The organism is Streptomyces sp. NPDC008125, from assembly GCF_042957125.1.
In the GTDB taxonomy this organism is placed as follows: Bacteria; Actinomycetota; Actinomycetes; order Streptomycetales; family Streptomycetaceae; genus Streptomyces.
In genome coordinates this window covers 263,769-284,932 of sequence record NZ_JBIBHR010000012.1, presented here as the reverse complement: position 1 = coordinate 284,932, position 21,164 = coordinate 263,769, and the positions used below count along the sequence as shown (strand labels likewise).

The following is a 21,164-nucleotide window of genomic DNA, read 5'->3' as shown; positions in this document are numbered from 1 at the left end:
CACGACACCGACATAGGGAGGAGGCGCCCCGGCGCCTCCTCCCGGAACGGCCGCCCCGCCGGACCCACGCGTGACGGCAGCCCGTGCCGGCTCCGTGCCGGCGGTGGGCGGGGGCGCCGGCTCGGTACTGCGGGCGGGCTCGGCCGCCGGCTCCGTGCTGCGGGCGGGCCGGGGCGCCGACTCGGTACTGGGGGCGGGCTCGGGCGTCGGCTCCGTGCTGCGGGCGGGATCGGGCGCCGACTCGGTACTGGGGGCGGGCTCGGGCGCCGGCTCCGTGCTGGGGGCGGGCCGGGGCGCGACCGGGGGCAGACGGCGATCGAGTTCCTGGGCATGACCCCGTTCATCATCCTGATCATGCTGGTGCTCTGGGAGCTCGCCCTCGTCGGCTACACCTTCATGCTCGCCGGGAACGCGGCGGACAAGGGCGCCCGGGCCGGGGCCGGCGCCGAATTCGGTTCGAGCTTCGCCTGCCGGCAGAAGGCCCGCGAGAACCTGCCCGACGCCTGGGAGGGCAGCGCCGTGGTCAGGTGCAGCAGCGGCTCCTCGCTCTACCGGACGAAGGTCACGCTCAAGGTTCCCGTCCTGGTGCCCGGCCTCTTCGACCTGAACGTGCACATCGACGGCGACGCGGCCTCGCCGCAGGAGGGCTGAGCGATGACGACCACCGCCGCCCCCGCCCCCCTGGCCCCCGGCCCTTTGGCCCCCGCCCCCCTGGCCCCCGCCCGGCGCGACCGGGGCCAGGTCGCCATCGAGTACCTCGGCTTCCTGCCCCTGCTGCTCCTCGTCGGGATGCTCGCGCTCCAGCTGGGCCTCGCGGCGTACGCGGCCAACCAGGCGGGCACCGCCGCCCGGGTCGCGGCCCGCAGCGCCAGCCAGGACTACCCCCGGGGGGACGCCGAGCAGGACGGCCGTGACGCCATCAGCGACTGGCTCACCGACTCCGACGAATTCCACATCAACGTGTCCGGCGGGGCCAGGGAGGTCACCGCCACCGTACGGATCAAGGTCCCGAGCGTGGTCCCCGGTATCGACTGGTCCTGGGCCCGGCGCAGCGCCACTTTCCCCCGGGGCTGACCACGCCCTCCCCCGTGCCCCGTACCTCTTCCCCCGCACCCCCTACCCCGTACCTCTTCCCCGCCCGCGGCACCGACCGGACAGCCAGAGAGAGAGTCACGCACATGAGCCTGCGGGCACGCATCACCGCTCCCGAGGAGAACGGCGGGGCGCGCGAGGACGGCCACATGGTCGCCCTCTACCGCGCCAAGCTCCTGGAGGAGATCGACCTCGCGGAGATGTCCTCGCTGGCCGCCGCCGACCGGCGGGTCCGACTGGAGCGTGTACTCGGCCACATCATCAGCCGGGAGGGCCCCGTCCTCTCGACCCTGGAGCGTTCCCAGCTCATTCGCCGCGTCGTGGACGAGGCCCTCGGCCTCGGCATCCTGGAGCCGCTGCTCGAAGACGCGTCCATCACCGAAATCATGGTCAACGGCCCCGACCAGGTCTTCGTCGAGCGCAGCGGCAAGGTCGAGCAGCTGCCCCTGCGCTTCGGATCGCACGAACAGCTGATGCAGACCATCGAGCGCATCGTCTCCACCGTCAACCGCCGCGTGGACGAGTCCAACCCGATGGTCGACGCCCGGCTCCCCAGCGGCGAGCGCGTCAATGTGATCATCCCGCCGCTCTCGCTCACCGGCGCGACGCTCACCATCCGCCGCTTCCCCCGCTCCTTCACCCTCCACGAGATGATCGGCTTCGGCTCGCTCGACGAACAGATGCTGGTGCTGCTCGCCGGGTTCGTCCAGGCCAAGCTCAACATCATCGTCTCCGGCGCCACCGGTACCGGGAAGACCACCCTGCTCAACGCGCTCTCCGGGCTGATCCCGAACAACGAGCGCATCGTCACCATCGAGGACTCCGCCGAACTCCAACTCCAGCAGAACCACGTGATCCGGCTGGAGTCCCGCCCCGCCAACGTGGAGGGCAAGGGCCAGATCACCATCCGGGACCTGGTCCGCAACTCCCTGCGTATGCGCCCCGACCGCATCGTCGTCGGTGAGGTCCGTGGCGGCGAGTCGCTCGACATGCTCCAGGCGATGTCCACCGGCCACGACGGCTCGCTCGCCACCGTCCACGCCAACAATGCCGAGGACGCGCTGATGCGCCTCCAGACCCTCGCCTCGATGTCCGAGATCAAGATCCCGTTCGAGGCGCTGCACGACCAGATCAACAGCGCCGTCGACATCATCGTCCAGCTGACCCGGCACGCCGACGGCACCCGCAAGATCACCGAGATCGCCGCCCTGGACTCCCACGGCCGCGACCCTTACCGCATCGTGAGCGTCGCCCGCTTCAACGCGCAGCCGATGGCCGCGGACGGCAGGATCTACGGCCAGTTCCAGTACCTCCCGCTGCCCCGCCGCATCGCCGACCGCCTGTACATGGCCAGCCAGCCCATCCCACAGGCCTTCGGCGTGGCCATGCACTCCGACCAACTCGCCACCCGAGAGGCCATGTAGGTATCCCCGCCATGAACTATCTCCCTCTGATCACGGTCGGCGTGACCCTGCTCTGCGGCGTCCTCGGCGTCTGGGGCCTGCACGCCTACACCGGCGGCAAGGCGGACCGCGACGCGCTCGTGGAGCGGTTGTCCCACACGGGCCATGTGCCGATCACCCCCCGCCGCTTCGCCGCTCTCGACCGGCGGCTACGGGCCACCAAGCTCGGCCGACGGATCGAACTCAAGCTGGGCGCGACGGGCCTGGAGATCACACCGGGCGAATTCTTCGTGTACGCGCTTGCGGCGATGGCCCTTCTCTGGGGTGTGGCCTCGGCGATGCTCGCCGCGTTCTTCGGTCCAGTGGCCGCCCTCATCGGGTTGTGGGGGACGAACGCGTTCCTCAACTGGCAGCGTGCCAAGCGTACGGAGCGCTTCATCAATCAACTGCCCGAACTGTCCCGTATCCTGGCAAACGCCACCCAGGCCGGTCTCGCCCTGAGGACATCACTCTCGATGGCGTCGGAGGAGCTGGAAAACCCTGCGGGGGAGGAACTGGCGCGAGTCGCCCGTCGCCTCGCCGTCGGCGAGTCCCTTGACGATGCCCTGAGCGAACTGACGGACCGACTGCCGTCGCGCGAACTGGCCGTGCTCGTCAGCACTTTGGTTCTCTCCAATCGAGCCGGCGGTACGGTTGTCAGTTCGCTGCGCAACCTCACGGAGACCCTGGAGGAGCGCAAGGAGACCCGTCGCGAGGTCAAGACCCAGCTCTCCCAGGTCACGGTTACCGCCTACGCCGTACCCATCTTCGGCCTCGGAGCGATGCTCCTGATGAACGCCGTGATGCCGGGGGCCCTGGATCGCATGACGGGCGCCTTTCTCGGCCAGGTCGCCGTAGTGGTTTCCATCGCCCTGTACACGATCGGATTCATCGTGATCCGTCGTATGTCCCGTATCGACGTCTGAGGGAGGAACGGACATGGATCTGCTGCTCGCCGTGGGCATGGGAATTGCCGTTTACGGCGTCATCTACGGCTACCGGATGTACCGGGCCGACGCCAAGCTCCCCACCGACCTCGCCATCGCCCTCGAAGTGGGTGCCACCCGCACCAACGCCGTCGGCTCCGGTATCGACCGGCTGGGCATGCGCTGGGCCCCCACCGTCCTGCGAATGATGGGCGAGAAAGCCGTCAACAAGAAGCGTCGCCAGATCGACATGGCGGGCAACCCTGGCGGCCTCACCATCGACCGGTACGCGGCCCGGCGCGCGGTCTACGGCGCACTCGGCATGTTCGGCGCGTTCGCCATGTTGCTGCGCGGCCAGATCTTTCTCGCCCTGCTGATGGTCGGTTTCGGCCTCTTCTGGGTCGAGGCGGGTATCTGGTCGGCGGTCCGTGTCCGGCGGGAGCACATCGAACGGACCTTGCCGGACTTCCTCGACGTGCTGGCCGTCGTCGTGTCGGCCGGCCTGGGATTCCGGCAGGCGCTGGGCCGGGTTTCGGAGAAGTACGAAGGCCCCTGGGCCGATGAACTCCGGATCACCCTGCGACAGATGGACATGGGCGTCAGCCGACGCCAGGCCTTCGACGAGCTGCGCAAGCGCAACGACTCCGAGCAGGTCGCCATGTTCGTCACCGCCCTCCAGCAGGGTGAGGAGCTGGGCGCCCCAATCGTCGACACGCTGATCCAGATCGCCAACGACATGCGGCGCACCGATGCCCAGAACGCCCGTCGGAAGGCCGCCCGTGCCGTACCCAAGGCGACCTTCGCCGTCACCACCTTCCTTCTGCCCGGCACGCTCGTCCTTCTCACGGTCGGGTTCATCTACGGCGCCAACGTGGACTTCGGGTTCGTGACGGGCGGATGAGATGAAGGCCGGAGGCCATGCGCGGGAGGGAGAGAAGTGTCCGTGGAACGAGCAAGCAGATGGCATGCGTTGATCGGGGAGATCACCCACTCCTCCGTCGTTCAGACGCTCCCCACGCTGTCCATCCAGGTCAACGCGCTGCAGGCCATGTGCAGGCAAGTTTTCGGCTTCAGGCTGGCGATGATCGCCATCGCCACTCCGTTCGCCATCGGCCACACAGCACCTGGACCCGCTACCTGGCTGATCGGCGGTGCGATTCTCGTCACCTTCATGGGGTCGTACGTCCTTTTCCGCGACTGGGAGCGGTTCGGCCCACAGTTGCTGCGGCACCGCTGGATCCTCGGCATCGATGTGTTCCTCGGAGCCTTGCTGCTGATCACGGCCACTCCCGAATCGACCCTCGCCTACGTCACCGTCTGTACCCCCTTACTGGCCGGACTGGTCTACGGCTGGCGGGGCGCGGCCGTTTTCGCGGCGCTCGAGATCGTGGTCGTCCTCGGCGTGTACAACACCGTCCCGGGTCCGGGGAAGGAGGACGCGAGCGTTCTTCTCCTCCCTGGCTTCTGCGTGATCGCCGGCGCGGTCGGCGTGACCCTGCGCAACCTGCTTCTCCGGTTCGGCACGGCCAGCCAGGCTCTCACCGAGACCAGAGCGCGGCTCGCCGTCAACGAGGCGGTGGAGGGTGAGCGCACCCGTCTTGCGCGGGAGATGCACGACTCCGTGGCGAAAACCCTGCACGGGCTTGCCATGGCGGCGGACGGGCTCGCCGGTTCGGCCGACCGGATGGACCCGCTCACCGTCCGGAGCCAAGCCGAACTCGTTGCTCGCTCCGCGCGCCGCGCCGCAGCCGAGTCCCGTGAACTCCTCACCGATCTGCGGCGGGAGTCGGGGCTGGACGGCGGCATCGACGTGATGGCCGAACTGCGAGCGCGTACGGACGACTTCACGAATCGCTACCCTGTGAGCGCCGCGTTCCGGCCGCTGAGCGACCTGACCGTCCCGCACGTGCCTCACGCGGTGGCGCGGCATCTCCTCACCGTCGCCTCCGAGGCGATGGAGAACGCCGGCCGGCATGCCGATCCGACCCGCCTTCTCGTTCTCGCGGGCGTACATGGTGACGTCCTGCGTGTGAGCGTGTGGGACGACGGGCGCGGGCTGCCCGACGGCACATCGCTCGAGACCTTCCGGAGGGCCGGGCATTTCGGTCTCGTCGGCATGGTGGAACGTGCGGCGTCGATCGGTGCGCGCATCCGGATCGGTCAGGGCGAGGCGGGGCGCGGCACCGAAGTGCGCGTGGACCTTCCGCTGGCCGCTCTCAGCTCCCCGGGAACCGCCCCCGAGCAGGCGCGGCCGGGGCCGAACCTTCTCCGGTCCGCTCCCTCGCCCGCCCCCACATCCGAGAGATTCTGAGAGGAGGTCGCAGATGCCGGAGGACAGATGCCGGGAGCAGGGACCACTGGCACGGAGTCATGGGCCGGGTCACGTCACAGCTGCCGGTCCGGACCGAAGCGCGCAGGGAGCTCCAGCGGGCCAGCAGTCCGCGACACCCGAGGCCCAGCCTTCGCCTTTCCCTCCGTTCCCCGTCGCGACCTCACCCAAAGTGCTGAGAGTGGTGGTTGCCGACGACAATCCCGTCGTCCGGGCGGGCCTCGGGGCCTTGCTCTCCGGGCGGCCCGACATCGACGTGGTGGCCGAGGCCACGGACGGACGGCAGGCGTACGAAGCGGCGCTGTTCCACCGCCCGGACGTTGTCCTGCTGGATGTACGGATGCCGGGCGTGGACGGCATATCGGCCCTGCCGTACCTGGTGGGGATCGCGCCGGTCCTGATGCTGACGTACAGCCGCGAGAACGAGATCGTCCAGGAAGCACTTCGACTGGGTGCGGGCGGATATCTGGTGCACGGCGAGTTCACGGCAGGCCAACTAGTGCAGGCGGTGCGCGATACGAAGGACGGCCGGGCTGCTTTCACTGCCACCGCGGTGGAGGCCCTGGTGGCACACATGCGTCAAGAGGCTTCCGAGCACTCGGGCGGACTTCCCGAGGGACTGGGTACCGCACTCGCCTCGGGTATCTCGACCCAGGGCGTCGTCACCGACATGCCCACCGGTTCCGAACCCGGTCCTCCTGAGATTCGACAGGACGGACCCGGGGAAAGTCTTTCGCAACTGCAATCGATTGTGGGACAGTCGATCGGAGGTGTCAGCCGGGTTGGCCCTGTCAACCACCGCACATACGGCTTGAGTTCGCGGGAGATGGAGATCATGGAGTTGATTGCTAGCGGGATGAGTAATCAGCAAATCGCTGCCACGTGCTTCATCAGCGAGAAGACCGTGAAGAATCACATCAACCGCATCTTCACCAAGCTGCACAGTCGCACCCGCGGCGAAGCCATAGCGCGCTGGCTGGGTACGGCTCCTCCGGCGGGCCCGGGCCCGCAGGGGGGCCGGTAGCGATGGCCCGCAGGATGACCGGGCGCCGGGAAGCCGGCTGGGTACACCATCGCGATCAGGTCAACGGCGCTCTCCGTAGCGGGCTTTGGGTCCGGAAATGGGCCCTGGGGCCCTCTGGCGGCGAAGCCGCTCCGTCGTATGTTTCTCATGCTGTGAACGGCACCGGCCAGGAGAAAGCCGGCACCTGGAGTGGCACTACGGGAATGTGCGAGTCGGCCGGCAACCGGTCGGCCGGACCAGGAGGGGACCACCATGTCGAACATCACCTTGAAGACTGCCGTCCGCGTCAACGGATGGGCCAACACTGCGGTCTCCGCGATCCAGAAGCGCCACGCGGCGAGGGACCGGGGTCAGACGGCTTTCGAGTACCTCGGCATCATTCTGGTGGTCGTAGCGATCATTGGAGCCATCGTGGCGACCGGGATCGGTGGCGCGATCTCGGAGCGCATCAAGGGCCTGGTCACGTCCATCACGACCAAGTGACCGCACGTTCGCGGCTGGAGCGAGGGCAGGCCTTCCCCATCTACATCATGATGGTGGCGGGCCTGCTCTTCCTTGCGTTGGCCTTTTTCGCTGTCGGTAAGGCTTCGGCGCTCCGCAATGGCGCACAGGGGGCGGCGGACGCGTCCGCTCTGGCAGCTGCACAGTCAGCCCGTGAGCAGTTCCAAGCCCCGTTCATCGCCGCGCTCTGGGCCAACTCGATCGACACGTTCCTCCAGAGGTCCCCCTTCTACGCCGCGTGCAGCGCAGCCCAGGGGCTAGCCTCGGACAATGATGCGGACCTCAAGAGTTGCAGCCCGAAAGAGGGCGGCCGTCGTGACACGATCACGACGAAGGTGGAGGGCCGCGGCACGGTGGATTCGTCGGTGATTCCGGGGTCCGACCACATCGTGGCCAAGGCGAAGGCGACGGCCATAGTCGAGTTCCGGTGTGACTGGACGTCTGTGGATCTGAACAACGACGGGGTCCGGGACGTCTACTTCTTCACCTGTGATGACGGGAAGATGGCCGAAATCCGGCCAAGTAGCCCTCCCCCGTGGTCCAGCGTGAGCAAGATTCTCTTCGACGTGCACTTGGTCGACCAATGACAGCGAACGACGAGTAGAGGAATCGGCCCATGAGCATTCGGCGCACCACGAGACCCCAGAGGGTGATGATGACTGTCGCGATGTCCGCGACGGTTGCCCTCGCACTCACCGGTTGTGGCGGGGACAGCGACCGCACGGACAGCGGGGCCGCCGGCTCGCCCTCGGCCAGTCCCGCTGCCGAGGACAAGGGGCCGCAGCAACCGGACACCGCTGCCGGGGACCCCGTCGACCCGAATGCGAAGCTCGCCGAGGCCCAGGGAGCGGGCGGACTCACTCTCGTCGTCCACCAGGTGAAGCGGGACGCCGGTGGTTTTGTCACGGTCCAGGCCGAGATCAAGAACACGGGAACCGAGACCCGCAACAGCGCGGACTGGGGAGGCCAGGAGTCCGATATCGTCGCCAAGAACCCCAACTCCGTCGCGGGGGCGACCCTGGTGGACGCGGTGGGCAAGAAGCGCTACTACGTCCTGCGCGACACCGACGCGCGTTGCTTGTGTACTACTGCCATCGCGCCCCTGTCGCCGGGAGAGGCGGCGTCCGTTTTCATGCAGTTCCCCGCGCCACCCGACACGACGGACGAGGTGGACTTCACGCTGCCCACCTTCGCCACCACTTCGCTGAAGATCTCTGGGTGAGCGGCGAGATGACCACCGTGCAGAGGCAACGGCGCGCCCGCCATGCCGGAGCCACCATGGCTGTGGGGCTCATGCTCGTGGGCACTACAGTGCTCTTCGGCGCCCCCTCGTACGCCGACGACGGGCCCTCCGTCCCTCCGGGCACCGAGGCCACCTCCGAGGCTCCCGTCCCTCTCGACGCCAACGACCCCGACCTCCGGATGCCCGAGGGCGGCACGCTCGCCCCGGGCAAGGTTCTCGACATCGTCCAGGTCGTCGAGGACATGGGGGGCGAGGAGCGGCGGGAGGACTCGAACCAGTCCATCAAGTTCGCGCTCCAGGCCGAGGTGCTCTTCGGCAAGGACAGCGCGAAGCTCAGCCCTCAGGCGAACTCCCGGATCGCGGCCATCGCGGCCGAGATCAAGAACCAGAACGCCACCCAGATCCGGGTTTTCGGCTTCACCGACAATCTCGGTTCCTCCGCCCACGGCGACGTGCTCTCCAAGCAGCGTGCGGAGGCCGTGCACGCGGTGCTCTCCAAGCAGCTCGGCGCCGAGGTCACCTTCGAGATCCGCGGGTACGGCGAGGAGTACCCGATCGCGGACAACAGCACCGAGGAGGGGCGGAAGAAGAACCGGCGCGTGGAGGTCTCCTTCCCGCGCGGCGCCACCTCCTGAGGCTCCGATCGGCTGAACCGCCGGGCCCGGGCCGCGAGCACCTCGTGACCCGGGCCCCGCCCTTTCCGGCCCGGCCCGCCGGCAGCACGGCGCACGCCGTGACGGCGAGGCCGGGCACGTGCAGTAGTCCCATCCGCCAGCCGAAGCTGTCCAGGCGTTCCGAGTTGCCGAGTGTCACGTCCAGTGCCCGGCCGAGCATGAAGCCGCCACCCAGGTGGACGAGCGCACCCGTCACCCAGCTGCGGATCAGAGGGAGGAGCCGGCCGGTGCGTGGCCCCGTACCGGCTTCGACCCGCTCTCCGCCCGGGCCGCCACCGCTCACGGTCCACCTCTTCTCGGCGTACGCCCATGGCTCTCTTCGAGAGAGTAGGCGTTGTACGGGCTCCAGGCGCGGGTCTCCAGCCCCCATCGAGGGCCCAAGTCGTCCCTGGGGCAGGCCTGTTGGGGTGCGCGGGCAACCGAACGGCGGTCCGCGCGCCCGTAGTTGCTCCCACGACGGCTCTCCCGCCGTGTGCGGATCAATGGGCCCCCGCTGAGCCCACGGACCCAAGACCGGGCTCCCTACGGGAGTTAGCGTCGGACCCGTAGATCACGAGACAGCGATCCGGTGCTCGCTCCTCCACCGCGCCGGGCCGCACGCCGACGGGAACCTGCCGTGAAATTGCTGGAAAGTGTGCGCAGTCTGGTCTTCCTGGGGAGCCTCCCGCAAGCCAGGGCCTTCGCCGCCGGCTGCGCGGAACGCACCTCCGTGGTGCTGCTGCGATCCCTGGACCTCGCCGGGCGCGTCGACGACCTGGCGGCGTGTCGGGCCGCCGTGGACCTGCTCTGGAGTCCGCACCCGCAGCCCACGAGCGTCCCGAAACTGCTCCAACACCTGCACGCGCTGCCCGAGCTGCACGGTCCCGGAGCCGTCGCCGGTCTCGACGTGCTGGCGAGGACCGGAGCCCGCGCGCTGTACTCCGCGCTGGTCCTCGCCGCCAGCCCCGAGGACCGTGGCGGACCGGGAGGTGCGGTGGAACCGTCTTTCTTCGCCCGGGACTTCGCGCGGGAGCTGTACTTTCATGGGGCGAAGCGGCTCCCGGCCGAGGAGGACGGTGCGCAGAACCGCGACGTTTCGCTGATCATGTCCTTGCGCGGCGCGGAGCTTCCTTCGTCACTGGTGTCGTTACGGGCGAAGGCGGTGGAGGAGGGACGCTACCGGCTGACCCTGGCCGTCACCGGGTGCACGTCCGAGGCGCCCGGCCCGGTGCGCCGGAGGAGGGGCGACCTGCGGCGCTCCGCCTGATTCCGCGTCCCGCTCGTCGTCACGCGGCCTCCCGCGACATGCAAGCGAAACGCGGGACGTGCAGGGTGGAGACACGACGGACGGGACGGACAGGGCGGGCGCCCGACGCGGGTGTGCCCAGCAGAGGACGGACGGTGGGCGCATGCGAAGTCGGCCCGGGCGCTCGGCCGGCGCGCTTGCCGCCGTCGCGCTCTGCCTGGTGGCGGGAGCCTGCGCACCGGACGGCGACGTGGCCGATCGGGCGAGTTCGCTTCCCGGGACCGCGAGCCCGGCGCCCGCGGCCCTCGCGCCCGCCACCGGAATCACACCGGCTGCCGGACCGTCCGCCCGCACACCGGCCGACATGGTCCTGAACAGCGGCGAGTTGAAGGGATACGAGATCACGCCTCTGCGGTACGAGGAGGTGGGCGGCACCGAACGGTCCGACGACTCCGCGTGCGCCCCGCTGGTCGGCCTGGTCAACTTGGCGCCTCAACCAGTCCCTGTGTCAACCGTGTTGCGCACCGCCGTCGACGCCTCCCGCGCCGGGCGGGACGATCAGACCGTGGTCACAATGCTGTTGGCCGCGTACACCCGCGACGACGAGGCCGCGTCGCTCGTGGACCGGGTGCGGCGGGCCGTCGCCGACTGCGGGCCCGGCTTCCGTACGCGTGGAGGCGACGGGCCTGCCGTGTACACCGCCATCACCGCGCTCCCCGCCCCGCGTGCCGGCGAGGACGCGCTGGCGTTCCGGATGTCGTGCGGCAGGGGCGGGCAGCCGAGCCCGCTGGTGTTCACCGTCGTACGGAGCGGGGCCGCCGTGGTCGTCTTCAGCGCGGCCAACTACCTGGACGGCGTGATCCCCGTCATACCCCCCGCGCTCGTCACCGTGCAGGCCGCGAAGCTCCCGCACGCCTCATGAGGCCCGAAGCGCAACCCTCGTCGGGTGAGCTCAACCGGATACCGACCCCGCCAGGTCCACCGTCACCCGAACTCCCGGCCGAAGCCCCCATTCGGCCATCGCCCCTGCCTCCGACTCCACCGCGTGGCGGGCACGCAGCCGGGGGAGGCCGAGTCGGCCCGGCCTCATCGTGCGGACGGCGACCACGTTCAACTTCCGGTCCAGATAGGCCACGTCGATGGCGAACCGCATCCGGAAGGTATGGACGCTCGAACAGGGTGTGAGCAGCAATGCCCCCTCGATCCCGTCCTGCCCGAGCAGCCCTCGGGTACGTGCCCGGTACGAAGCAGCCACCCGCAGCGGGACCGTCCGCGCCTCGCCGCCCGTACCGACGGTCAGTGTTCCGTCGCCATCACGCCATCTGCCCATGGGCACCGACCGTAGCGCCCGCCGGAGGGGCCCGCGCCCTGTCGGGTAAAAGAGCACGCAGTCCCGTCAGTGGGCCCTGAGGCCCAAGACCGGTGCGGGGGAGTGCGATTAGGGTCGGGGCCGTGGACGCCACCTGGATCGCCGTCGTCACCTTCGCCGCCGTCTGGGGCGCTGCCACCGGGCTGCTGATCCCGCGTGCCGCGTACCGGTTCTCGGTGGAGCCTGAGGAGAAGTGGCGGGACGCCTGCCCTGCCGGACATCCGTTTACCGGCAGCACCAGCAGCACCAGCAGCACCAGCACCAGCACCAGCACCAGCAGCACCGGCAGCACCGGCAGCACGGGCCGCAGCTTCACCCGTGGCTGGCTGGGCCCCGCCCGCTGCCCGTCCTGCGCGCCGGGCAGCACAGACACGCCGAGCAGCACAGACGCGCCGGGCAGCACAGACACGCCGGGCACCACAGACACGCCGGGCACCACGGACGCGCCGGGCACGACGGACGCGCCGGGCACGACGGGCACCACGGACGCGACCGGCACCACAGGCTCGAGCCCCACCCCAGCCCCCACCCTCACCCCCACCCCAGCCCCCGCCCCGTACGCGCCGCAGTTCGCCCTCCCCGTGGTGACCGCCCTGGTCTGCGCCCTGCTGGCCGCGGCGACGGGGGCGCGTCCCGAGCTCGCCGTCTGGCTGCTGCTCACCCCCGTCGCCGTACTCCTCGCGGCCGTCGACCACCGGGTCCACCGGCTCCCCGATCAGCTGACCCTGCCGCTGGCCGGAGCCGCCGTCGTCCTCCTGGGCGCGGTGGCCCTGCTGCCGGAGCACGTGGGCTCCTGGACCGGGGCGCTGCTCGGCGGGGCCGAACTGGGCTGCTTCTACCTGGTGCTCCATCTGATCAACCCGAACGGGATGGGTTTCGGCGACGTGAAGCTCGCCCTCTCCCTGGGAGTGGTGCTCGGCTGGTACGGCTGGCCCGTGCTGGTCGCGGGCGGGTTCGCCGGGTTCCTTTTCGGCGCCGCGTACGGCCTCGGGCTGCTGGTGCTGCGGCGCGCGAACCGTCGTACGGGCATCCCGTTCGGCCCCTTCATGATCGCGGGCGCGCTGACCGGTGTCGTTCTGGGCGCCCTGTGACGCCCGGCCACGGGCAGGCCGGGGCGAGGTACCGCCGGCTGGGCGAAGGGCCCCGGCTCCCGAAACCGGCTCCCGAAACCGGCGGCCGAACCCCAAGACACAGGCCCCCAAAACCGTTCGCGGTCGCGGCGCCGTCCTGCGACCCTGCGGACATGCCCGAGCAGCCCGAGAACCCCGCCGTCTCCCCGCCTCCCACCGGGGCGTCCGCCGACCGCTTCGCCGCGCTGGTGGCCGAGGCGGAGGCGGCGCCGATCGACGGCTGGGACTTCTCCTGGCTGGACGGGCGGGCGACCGAACAGCGGCCCTCGTGGGGGTACGCCCGCGCCATGGCCGACCGGCTCGGTCGGGCCACTGCCGCGCTCGACCTCCAGACCGGCGGCGGCGAGGTACTGGCCTCGGCCCCCGTACTCCCGCCGCTCATGGTGGCCACCGAGTCCTGGCCGCCGAACGTGGCCCGCGCCACCGGCCTGCTCCACCCGCGCGGGGCGGTGGTGGTCGTGGACTCCGACGAGCCGCCGCTGCCGTTCGGGGACGGCGCCTTCGACCTGGTGACCAGCAGGCACCCGGTCACCACCTGGTGGCAGGAGATCGCCCGGGTCCTGGCCCCCGGCGGTACGTACTTCTCCCAGCAGGTCGGGCCGGCGAGCGTCTTCGAGCTCGTCGAGCACTTCCTCGGCCCGCTGCCGCCCTCGGCGTACGCCGCCCGCGACCCCGAGCGGGCCCGCGCCGAGGCCGAGGCGGCGGGGCTCGTGGTGACCGACCTGCGGACGGAGTCGCTGGACACCGCGTTCTTCGACATCGGGGCCGTCGTCTACTTCCTCCGCAAGGTCATCTGGATGGTGCCGGGCTTCACGGTCGACGCCTACCGGCCACAACTGGAGTCGCTGCACCGGCGGATCGAGACCGAAGGCGCTTTCACCGCCCGCACCACGCGCTTCCTGATCGAGGCGCGCAGGCCGACCGACGCCCCGCAGAACGGCTTTCGGTGAGGAAATCATTAACCTCCCTCCCCTTGTGCCGTCTTGTACCGCAGAGTGCGATCCTGGACGAGTTGTACGGAGAGAGGGAGCGTGTCGTGGGGAGCGAGCAGTCCGGGGGGACGGCCGGCCGGCACCGCTCGGGCAGGTCCGACTGGCTCCGGGGCGCCCGGATCATCGGCGTCCACGGTGTCTTCTACCGCCCGGACGGCCGGGCCGGCGGCGCCGAAGCGGTCGAGTTCGTCCTCGCTGACGACCGGTCCGTCCTCATGACCTGCGCCACCGACTGGACGCTCCGGGTGACCGCCGGCACCTGGCCCCACCTGCCCGAATGGTGCGTGCCCGCAGGGCTGTGGCTGCACGGCCCGTTGAACAGCGTGCCGCCCGCCCCGTACGGGGGAGGCTGGACGGTCACCGGAGCGCGGGAGAGCAGGGACGAGAACGACGAGGTGCGCGAGGCCGTCATCCACTGCGAGAACGGCGACTTCGTGGTCGCTGCCGGGGACGCGCTCGTCATCCGCTTCCACCCGGCCTGAAACCGGTCTGCAACCGGCCCCGAAGCCGCCTCGAATCCGGTCCCGAAGCCGGCGTCGACACCGGCCCCAGGCTCGGACCACGCCCCCGGTCCGAATCGTCCCCGCATCCGTCCCAGGCTCCCCCCTCACGCCCGGAATGTCGGATTCCCTGCCCGGAACGGAGTCCGGTGGATCCGGAGAGTAGTGGTGGAGTGGCGCGGCAGGCGGAAACGCTCACGAAGGGTTAGGGTGGAGCTCCCCCCCTCGGGCCGGTCCGTATCCCCCCCCACGGACCGGCCCGAATTTTTTCGGGCCCACGCTTCGGTTCCGTCTCCGCCTTCTCCACCCCTCCGCCTCTCCGCCCCCCACCCGGCCTTCCGCCCGTCCACCCGGCCTTCCGCCGCCCTACCCGCCGGAGCCTCCGGCGCGGGCCCGGCACTCCCCGCAGTCGGCGCGCGACGCGGGGGTACGAGAGGTGGGTGAGTGCTCACATTTCTCTGTTTTTCGCGGAGTTGTGACAGACCGGGTTGGGCCCGTGCCGCCTTCCCGCAGTAATGTGACGGCTTCGGGGAATGCCGGCGCGCGGCGCGGCACTCGTCCGCGCGGGGCCGTGCGGACATGGCGGCGAACCCCCACGGGGAGGTCCCCGTATCCCCGTGAAGGGGCAGGCGGGCCGATGACCCGTACGGAACCGAGAGGGTGAACTCAGTGAACTTGCGCGACCTGGTGTACGGGCTCTACGCACGCCGGGTGGAAGGCCGGCTGGACCACTCGCAGGTGCCGAAGCACATCGGGGTCATCCTCGACGGCAACCGCCGCTGGGCGAAGGCGTCCGGTGGTTCCGCGGTGCAGGGGCACCAGGCCGGAGCGGACAAGATCTCCGAGCTGCTCGGCTGGTGCAACGAGACCGATGTCGAGGTCGTCACTCTCTGGCTGCTGTCGACGGACAATTTCGACCGCCCCGAAGCCGAGCTGAAGCCCCTTCTCGGCATCATCGAGAACACGGTGAGCAACCTGGCGTCGGACGGCCGCTGGCGGGTCCACCACGTGGGCACCATGGACCTGCTCCCCGCGCAGACCCAGCTGGTCCTCAAGGAGGCGGAACAGGCCACCGCCGACATCGACGGGATAATCGTGAACGTCGCCGTCGGCTACGGCGGCCGCCAGGAGATTGCCGACGCCGTGCGGTCGCTGCTCCTGGACCACGCCGACAAGGGCACCACCTTCGAGGAGCTTGCCGAGGTCGTCTCCACCGACCTCATCTCCGAGCACCTCTACACCCGCGGCCAGCCCGACCCCGACCTGGTGATCCGTACGAGCGGCGAGCAGCGTCTCTCCGGATTCATGCTGTGGCAGAGCGCTCACTCCGAGTACTACTTCTGCGAGGTCTTCTGGCCGGCCTTCCGCAAGGTCGACTTCCTCCGCGCGCTCCGCGACTACGCGGCCCGCCACCGCCGCTACGGCGCCTGAGCCGAGCCCCCGGGTCCGCGCCTGCTCCTTATATACGTACGCACCACGCCACGAGACATACGTACGCACCGCGCCACGAGGGCGTCCCCACCGACCGGGGGCGCCCTCGTGGCGCGTGGGGGCATCCGTCGCCCGGCGGTTGCCACGTGTCCACCTGGGCGCCTCGGGACGGTGGCGCAACCCGTGGCATGGCTTCGGGCGTTCGAGGGAATACCCCTGACAGGTCGACGTCCGGTCAGCAACCAGGCGGACGTCGCATCACGTGGGCGGCCCACCGGACCGTCCACCCGGGAGGCCCTTTGCACACGAAGGACCGTACGCACCGTACGTCCGACGCGGAGGGCCGGCGTTCGGCCCGCGCATTCGGGGCCGAACCCGGTCCGTCCTCTTCCTCCGGGAAGTTCCGCGACGTCCGTCGCACTCCCCGACCTCGTCCGAGGGGGTACGTCCTTCCGTGGTGACCAGCTCAAAGCGCCGCATGCCCGACAGGCGCACCTATGTTCTCGACACCAGCGTCCTGCTGGCCGACCCCAACGCCATGACGCGCTTCGACGAGCACGAAGTCGTGCTGCCGATCGTCGTCGTCACGGAGCTGGAGGCCAAAAGGCACCACCCGGAGCTCGGTTACTTCGCCCGGCAGGCCCTGCGTCTGCTCGACGACTTCCGCGTCCGGTACGGCAGGCTCGACGCCCCGATCCCCCTCGGGGACCTGGGCGGCACGCTCCGTGTCGAACTCAACCACTCCGACCCCGGCGTGCTGCCCGCCGGCTACCGGCTGGGGGACAACGACTCACGGATTCTCGCGGTGGCGCGCAACCTCCAGGCCGAGGGGTACGACGTCACCGTCGTCTCCAAGGACCTGCCGCTGCGCATCAAGGCGTCCTCGGTCGGGCTGCTCGCCGAGGAGTACCGCGCCGAGCTCGCCATCACCGACTCGGGCCACACCGGCATGGCCGAACTGCCGCTCTCCGGCGAGCAGGTGGACCTGCTGTTCGCCGAGGAGACGCTGTACGTCCCCGAGGCGGCCGAACTCCCGGTGCACACCGGGCTCGTCCTCCAGTCCGAGCGGGGCAAGGCGCTCGGCCGGGTCACGGCGCAGGGCAACGTCCGCCTGGTGCGAGGGGACCGGGAGGCGTTCGGCATCCACGGCCGCAGCGCCGAACAGCGGATCGCGCTCGATCTGCTGCTCGACCCGGAGGTCGGCATCGTGTCGCTCGGCGGCCGGGCCGGTACGGGCAAGTCGGCGCTGGCGCTCTGCGCCGGCCTCGAAGCCGTCCTGGAGCGCCGCCAGCACCAGAAGGTGATGGTCTTCCGGCCGCTGTACGCGGTCGGCGGGCAGGAGCTGGGCTATCTCCCGGGCAGCGAGGCCGAGAAGATGAGCCCCTGGGCGCAGGCCGTCTTCGACACGCTCTCGGCGGTGGCCGGGCGCGAGGTGATCGAGGAGGTGCTGGGGCGCGGCATGCTGGAAGTCCTGCCGCTCACCCATATCCGGGGCCGCTCGCTGCACGACGCGTTCGTGATCGTCGACGAGGCGCAGTCTCTCGAACGCAACGTCCTGCTGACCGTTCTGTCCCGTATCGGGGCGAATTCCCGTGTGGTGCTCACCCATGACGTGGCCCAGCGGGACAACCTCAGAGTCGGGCGGTACGACGGAGTGGTCGCCGTCGTGGAGAAGCTGAAGGGTCATCCGCTCTTCGCCCACGTGACACTCACCCGCTCCGAGCGTTCGCAAATCGCCGCACTGGTGACCGAAATGCTCGAAGAGGGGTAGAACAACGACAGATTCGATGATCTGTCCTGCATGTCCGTGAGGGTCGCCCGGTGAGCGAAGGAGCTTAGCCGGGCGTCTTCATGTCGCGCCGTCATTTCCGTCAAACGGGTGGTGTAAACGGCGTGTGAGCTTTCCCACGCAACAGGGAATTGCTTCCCGGCGTCCTTGTCCGGCAGAGTCTTGCTTCCGTCAGGCCCCGCATACGGAAACCGGGCACCTTCCGAGGCGCTCAGCACCACACAACTCAACAACCGATCTCCGTATGCCGCCCGCGAGCACTACGCGGCACTTCCGCGAGGAAGTCGCCCACCGGGCCCGTGCCTCCCGTGACCCAAGCAGTAGGGAGGCCAGTGTCAGAGGGCACGATCGCGCCCGCGAGGTCACCTAAGCGGGCGATGCTGGAAGGACACCGTGTGAGCCGGATCTCGGTCCGGGGGTTCGCAGTGGCATCAGCCACCGCGGTCACCACCGTTGGCGCCGTCGTAGGCGTTGCTTCGGGCAGCACTCCCGCTGTCGACGACAACAACTTCGAGGCGACCGCAGCCGACACCACGCTGCTCGCAGACATCCCCGTGGGCCACCAGGCCCAGGTCCAGACCGCTTCGCTGACGCAGCAGGCCGATGCCCAGGCATCCGCCGCCGACGCCGCCGCGAAGAAGTCCGCCGAGGAGTCCGCCCGGCTCCAGGCCGCCAAGGACGCCAAGAGCAAGAAGCAGGCGGCCGAGGACCAGGCGGAGCGCGAGAAGGAAGCCAAGGAGGCCCAGGACGCCAAGGACGCCGAGGAGCGCGCCAGCCGCTCGGCCGTCCGCGACGCCACGTCGTTCTCCGCCCAGGGCTCGTACAGCGTCGCCGAGGTACAGGCGATGGCCCGGCAGATGATCCCCGCCGACCAGTTCCAGTGCTTCAGCAACATCGTGAACCACGAGTCGACGTGGAACTACCGCGCGGTCAACGCCTCCTCCGGCGCGTACGGTCTGGTCCAGGCACTCCCGGGCTCCAAGATGTCCTCCGCGGGCGCCGACTGGCAGACCAACCCGGCCACGCAGATCAAGTGGGGCCTCAGCTACATGAACGCCAGCTACGGCAGCCCCTGCGGCGCCTGGTCGTTCTGGCAGGCCAACAGCTGGTACTAGACCAGTCGCTCAACCTTCCGATGCCCCGCACCGTCCAACGGTGCGGGGCATCGTGCGTGGTGCGACACGTTGCCCATGTACGGTCGCATTCCGGCCGTTCGGGGGTAGACGGTCGGTGCACACCCACGGGGGAGAGGGCCCACGTATGTCGAAACTGCCCGGTTGGCTCGGACGAGTGGGGTCCGAACTGACGGACCTGGCCGACCGCCTGGACGAGCGGCGGCAACGAGCCGAGGCCGAGGAGGCCGAGTCCGGGCACGCGCACGCGCATCACCGGCACCACCACGCCCCGGCCGCGCAGAGCGCCGCCGACGCGACATGCCAGGTGCCCGCGCCGCCCGCCTACGCCCCCGACGTCGCCGCCCGGGCCCATCCGGTGGCCGCCATCCCCTGGGGCATGCGGGTCGCCGCCGAGGCGGGCTGGCGGCTGCTCGTGCTCGCGGGCACTCTCTGGGTGCTGATGCGGGTCATCAGCGCCGTCCAGCTCGTCGTGCTCGCCTTCGTCGCCGCCCTGCTCGTCACGGCGCTGCTCCAGCCGACCGTGGTGCGCCTCAGGCGGTACGGGCTGCCGCGCGGCCTGGCCACCGCCGTCACCGCCGTACTGGGCTTCGTCATCATGGGGCTGGTCGGCTGGTTCGTCGTCTGGCAGGTGATGGACAACCTCGACACGCTCTCCGACAAGGTCCGTGACGGGATCGACGAGTTGAAGCGCTGGTTGCTCGACAGCCCCTTCCACGTCACCGAGTCGCAGATCAACGACATCGCCAAGAACCTCAGCGACACCATCGGCACCAACACCGAGGAGATCACCTCCGCCGGCCTCCAGGGCGTGACGGTGATGGTCGAGTTCCTCACCGGGATGCTGCTCGCGATGTTCTCGACGCTCTTCCTGCTCTACGACGGCAAGCGGATCTGGGAGTGGACCCTCAAGCTGGTCCCCGCCCAGGCCCGCCCGGGTGTCGCCGGCGCCGGGCCGCGCGCCTGGCGCACCCTCACCGCCTACGTGCGGGGCACCGTGATCGTCGCGATGATCGACGCCATCTTCATCGGGCTCGGGATCTACTTCCTCGACGTGCCGATGGCGGTCCCGCTCGCCGTGTTCATCTTCCTCTTCGCCTTCATCCCGCTGGTCGGTGCCGTGGTCTCCGGGGCGCTGGCGGTGGTCGTCGCGCTCGTCACCGAAGGGGTGTTCACCGCCCTCATGGTGCTGATCGTGGTGCTGGCGGTGCAGCAGATCGAGGGACACATCCTCCAGCCGTTCATCCTCGGCCGGGCGGTGCGGGTCCACCCGCTCGCCGTGGTGCTCTCCGTCGCGGCCGGCGGGATGGTCGCGGGCATCGGCGGCGCGGTGGTCGCCGTACCGCTGGTCGCCGTCACGAACACGGTGGTCGGCTATCTGCGGTCGTACAGCCGCCAGGAGGCCCAGCGGCACGCCCCGCACCCGCACGGCGCCTCCGCACTCGACGTGGCCCCCACCCCTGCCCCCGGCACCCCGCCGGAGGACCGGTACGACGAGTCGTACCCGGGCGGCGACGGGACGGGTGGTACAGGGACGGGCGGTACGGGGACGGGCGGTACGGGGACGGGTGCTACGCGGACGGCGACCGCGGGTCCGGCCGACGGCGGCAGCGCCCGGTCGGCCGAGGACGCGCCCACCGAGGCGCACGACGCACCCGGAGAGGGCGAGGACCGCCCCCGGGCGTGACGGGCGGAGCGAGACGGACGGGACGAGCCCCAGGACCCATGAGCCCCAGGACCCATGAGCCCCGGGACCCATGAGCCCCGGGACCCATGAGCCCCAGGACCCCTGAGCCCCGGGACCCACGGGCCCCGGGGCTCCCGCGTGCGAGGGGGCTGCGCGGTGTCCGGGCGTCCGGGCCGTCAGCGGGCGGCCCTCGCGGTGGCCGCCGGGGTGAGGGGGGTGAAGAAGTTGACGAGGGTGCCGTCGGGGTCGCGGAACAACAGCGACCGGTTGCCCCAGGGCATCGTGGTGGGCTCGTTGACGAAGTCGGCGACGAAGCCGGTGAGGTTCCCGTACACGCGGTCCACGTCCTCGACGAGGAACTCGATGATCACACTGTGGTTCTCCGCGGGGCGGGCGGAGCCCGGTGCGAACAAGGGCACGGTGCGGGTGCTGCCGATGGCGAGCGTGGCGCCGGCGGTCCTGATCTCGGCGAAGTCCTCGGTCGACCAGGTCGCCGGCACGCCGGTGGCCTTCTCGTAGAACTCGACGAGACGCGAGATGTCGCCGGTGATGATGCGGATCGATGCGAGGTCCATGGCGGTCTCCTTGGTGCGGTGGAATCGCTGCACTGCGCACGTTAGAAGCAATACCGGACAGAAACGGTCCGGTATGGGCGGCGAGATTCCTCGGGCCCGCGA

General features: G+C 70.1%; 22 protein-coding genes and 1 pseudogene. 21 read left to right on the top strand and 2 right to left on the bottom strand.

Annotated features, from left to right (window positions below; all coding sequences use genetic code 11):
• Positions 1-70 precede the first annotated feature (70 nt).
• The 14 genes from ACFZAX_RS22160 to ACFZAX_RS22095 all read left to right on the top strand — a co-directional run bounded on the left by ACFZAX_RS22160 (position 71) and on the right by ACFZAX_RS22095 (position 11,378).
• The gene (locus ACFZAX_RS22160) at positions 71-334 is read left to right on the top strand and encodes a hypothetical protein (protein WP_390963597.1); all 264 of its coding nucleotides are present in this window, start codon (positions 71-73) and stop codon (positions 332-334) included.
• Positions 331-651 carry a septum formation initiator gene (locus tag ACFZAX_RS22155; RefSeq protein ID WP_390963596.1) on the top strand — a complete coding sequence of 107 codons (321 nt, stop codon included), beginning with the start codon at positions 331-333 and terminating at the stop codon, positions 649-651. The genes ACFZAX_RS22160 and ACFZAX_RS22155 overlap by 4 nt, the downstream gene beginning before the upstream one ends.
• Before the next feature lie 3 nt (positions 652-654).
• Positions 655-1,074 carry a TadE/TadG family type IV pilus assembly protein gene (locus tag ACFZAX_RS22150; RefSeq protein ID WP_390963595.1) on the top strand — a complete coding sequence of 140 codons (420 nt, stop codon included), beginning with the start codon at positions 655-657 and terminating at the stop codon, positions 1,072-1,074.
• A gap of 104 nt (positions 1,075-1,178) precedes the next feature.
• Positions 1,179-2,516, top strand: coding sequence for an ATPase, T2SS/T4P/T4SS family (locus ACFZAX_RS22145; RefSeq protein ID WP_390963593.1), 1,338 nt, complete (start codon positions 1,179-1,181; stop codon positions 2,514-2,516).
• An 11-nt stretch (positions 2,517-2,527) separates the two neighbouring features.
• Positions 2,528-3,460, top strand: coding sequence for a type II secretion system F family protein (locus ACFZAX_RS22140; protein WP_390963592.1), 933 nt, complete (start codon positions 2,528-2,530; stop codon positions 3,458-3,460).
• A gap of 13 nt (positions 3,461-3,473) precedes the next feature.
• Entirely contained in the window at positions 3,474-4,361 is an 888-nt protein-coding gene (locus tag ACFZAX_RS22135; protein WP_390963591.1) for a DUF5936 domain-containing protein, read from the top strand.
• A 69-nt stretch (positions 4,362-4,430) separates the two neighbouring features.
• Positions 4,431-5,771 (top strand): histidine kinase, encoded by a 1,341-nt coding sequence (locus ACFZAX_RS22130; RefSeq protein WP_390963640.1) that lies wholly within the window; start codon positions 4,431-4,433, stop codon positions 5,769-5,771.
• Between the two features lie 13 nt (positions 5,772-5,784).
• The gene (locus ACFZAX_RS22125; protein WP_390963590.1) at positions 5,785-6,813 is read left to right on the top strand and encodes a response regulator; all 1,029 of its coding nucleotides are present in this window, start codon (positions 5,785-5,787) and stop codon (positions 6,811-6,813) included.
• A 252-nt stretch (positions 6,814-7,065) separates the two neighbouring features.
• Positions 7,066-7,296 (top strand): hypothetical protein, encoded by a 231-nt coding sequence (locus ACFZAX_RS22120; RefSeq protein WP_390963589.1) that lies wholly within the window; start codon positions 7,066-7,068, stop codon positions 7,294-7,296.
• Entirely contained in the window at positions 7,293-7,901 is a 609-nt protein-coding gene (locus ACFZAX_RS22115; protein ID WP_390963587.1) for a pilus assembly protein TadG-related protein, read from the top strand. The genes ACFZAX_RS22120 and ACFZAX_RS22115 overlap by 4 nt, the downstream gene beginning before the upstream one ends.
• A 29-nt stretch (positions 7,902-7,930) precedes the next feature.
• Complete coding sequence (locus ACFZAX_RS22110; RefSeq protein ID WP_390963586.1) at positions 7,931-8,536, top strand: hypothetical protein; 606 nt, start codon at positions 7,931-7,933, stop codon at positions 8,534-8,536.
• 8 nt (positions 8,537-8,544) lie between these two features.
• Positions 8,545-9,192, top strand: coding sequence for an OmpA family protein (locus ACFZAX_RS22105; protein ID WP_390963639.1), 648 nt, complete (start codon positions 8,545-8,547; stop codon positions 9,190-9,192).
• 655 nt (positions 9,193-9,847) lie between these two features.
• Entirely contained in the window at positions 9,848-10,477 is a 630-nt protein-coding gene (locus ACFZAX_RS22100) for a hypothetical protein (protein ID WP_390963585.1), read from the top strand.
• Between the two features lie 142 nt (positions 10,478-10,619).
• A complete protein-coding gene (locus tag ACFZAX_RS22095; RefSeq protein ID WP_390963584.1) occupies positions 10,620-11,378 on the top strand; it encodes a hypothetical protein in 759 nt (252 codons plus the stop codon).
• A 30-nt stretch (positions 11,379-11,408) separates the two neighbouring features.
• Here the strand turns inward: ACFZAX_RS22095 and ACFZAX_RS22090 are convergent, their stop codons facing one another.
• Entirely contained in the window at positions 11,409-11,786 is a 378-nt protein-coding gene (locus ACFZAX_RS22090) for a DUF192 domain-containing protein (RefSeq protein WP_390963583.1), read from the bottom strand.
• Positions 11,787-11,908: 122 nt separating this feature from the next.
• Here ACFZAX_RS22090 and ACFZAX_RS22085 point away from each other — a divergent pair, with 122 nt between their 5' ends.
• From ACFZAX_RS22085 to ACFZAX_RS22055, 7 genes and pseudogenes are all read left to right on the top strand, one after another.
• Positions 11,909-12,916 (top strand): prepilin peptidase, encoded by a 1,008-nt coding sequence (locus ACFZAX_RS22085; RefSeq protein ID WP_390963581.1) that lies wholly within the window; start codon positions 11,909-11,911, stop codon positions 12,914-12,916.
• A 152-nt stretch (positions 12,917-13,068) separates the two neighbouring features.
• On the top strand, positions 13,069-13,905 hold the full coding sequence (locus tag ACFZAX_RS22080) for a methyltransferase domain-containing protein (RefSeq protein ID WP_390963580.1): 837 nt from the start codon (positions 13,069-13,071) through the stop codon (positions 13,903-13,905).
• 86 nt (positions 13,906-13,991) lie between these two features.
• Positions 13,992-14,429 (top strand): hypothetical protein, encoded by a 438-nt coding sequence (locus tag ACFZAX_RS22075; protein ID WP_390963579.1) that lies wholly within the window; start codon positions 13,992-13,994, stop codon positions 14,427-14,429.
• Between the two features lie 687 nt (positions 14,430-15,116).
• Positions 15,117-15,878, top strand: a complete 762-nt coding sequence (locus ACFZAX_RS22070; protein ID WP_327180140.1) for an isoprenyl transferase — start codon at positions 15,117-15,119, stop codon at positions 15,876-15,878.
• A 454-nt stretch (positions 15,879-16,332) separates the two neighbouring features.
• Complete coding sequence (locus ACFZAX_RS22065) at positions 16,333-17,649, top strand: PhoH family protein (protein ID WP_327177722.1); 1,317 nt, start codon at positions 16,333-16,335, stop codon at positions 17,647-17,649.
• A 413-nt stretch (positions 17,650-18,062) separates the two neighbouring features.
• On the top strand, positions 18,063-18,782 hold the full coding sequence (locus ACFZAX_RS22060) for a lytic transglycosylase domain-containing protein (RefSeq protein WP_390963578.1): 720 nt from the start codon (positions 18,063-18,065) through the stop codon (positions 18,780-18,782).
• Positions 18,783-18,927: 145 nt separating this feature from the next.
• Positions 18,928-20,301: pseudogene (locus ACFZAX_RS22055) on the top strand (AI-2E family transporter); the annotation flags it as partial.
• Positions 20,302-20,663: 362 nt separating this feature from the next.
• On the opposite strand, the gene ACFZAX_RS22050 reads toward ACFZAX_RS22055, so the two are convergent.
• Positions 20,664-21,062 carry a VOC family protein gene (locus ACFZAX_RS22050; protein WP_390963577.1) on the bottom strand — a complete coding sequence of 133 codons (399 nt, stop codon included), beginning with the start codon at positions 21,060-21,062 and terminating at the stop codon, positions 20,664-20,666.
• Positions 21,063-21,164: the final 102 nt, after the last annotated feature.

Excerpts from the sequence above, each read along its gene's own strand:
- ACFZAX_RS22120 (WP_390963589.1), top strand. The coding sequence starts at position 7,066 with ATGTCGAACATCACCTTGAAGACTGCCGTCCGCGTCAACGGATGGGCC.
- ACFZAX_RS22050 (WP_390963577.1), bottom strand. The coding sequence starts at position 21,062 with ATGGACCTCGCATCGATCCGCATCATCACCGGCGACATCTCGCGTCTC.
- ACFZAX_RS22105 (WP_390963639.1), top strand. The coding sequence starts at position 8,545 with ATGACCACCGTGCAGAGGCAACGGCGCGCCCGCCATGCCGGAGCCACC.
- ACFZAX_RS22140 (WP_390963592.1), top strand. The coding sequence starts at position 2,528 with ATGAACTATCTCCCTCTGATCACGGTCGGCGTGACCCTGCTCTGCGGC.
- ACFZAX_RS22110 (WP_390963586.1), top strand. The coding sequence starts at position 7,931 with ATGAGCATTCGGCGCACCACGAGACCCCAGAGGGTGATGATGACTGTC.
- ACFZAX_RS22145 (WP_390963593.1), top strand. The coding sequence starts at position 1,179 with ATGAGCCTGCGGGCACGCATCACCGCTCCCGAGGAGAACGGCGGGGCG.
- ACFZAX_RS22150 (WP_390963595.1), top strand. The coding sequence starts at position 655 with ATGACGACCACCGCCGCCCCCGCCCCCCTGGCCCCCGGCCCTTTGGCC.
- ACFZAX_RS22135 (WP_390963591.1), top strand. The coding sequence starts at position 3,474 with ATGGATCTGCTGCTCGCCGTGGGCATGGGAATTGCCGTTTACGGCGTC.
- ACFZAX_RS22080 (WP_390963580.1), top strand. The coding sequence starts at position 13,069 with ATGCCCGAGCAGCCCGAGAACCCCGCCGTCTCCCCGCCTCCCACCGGG.
- ACFZAX_RS22090 (WP_390963583.1), bottom strand. The coding sequence starts at position 11,786 with ATGGGCAGATGGCGTGATGGCGACGGAACACTGACCGTCGGTACGGGC.
- ACFZAX_RS22155 (WP_390963596.1), top strand. The coding sequence starts at position 331 with ATGACCCCGTTCATCATCCTGATCATGCTGGTGCTCTGGGAGCTCGCC.
- ACFZAX_RS22095 (WP_390963584.1), top strand. The coding sequence starts at position 10,620 with ATGCGAAGTCGGCCCGGGCGCTCGGCCGGCGCGCTTGCCGCCGTCGCG.
- ACFZAX_RS22125 (WP_390963590.1), top strand. The coding sequence starts at position 5,785 with ATGCCGGAGGACAGATGCCGGGAGCAGGGACCACTGGCACGGAGTCAT.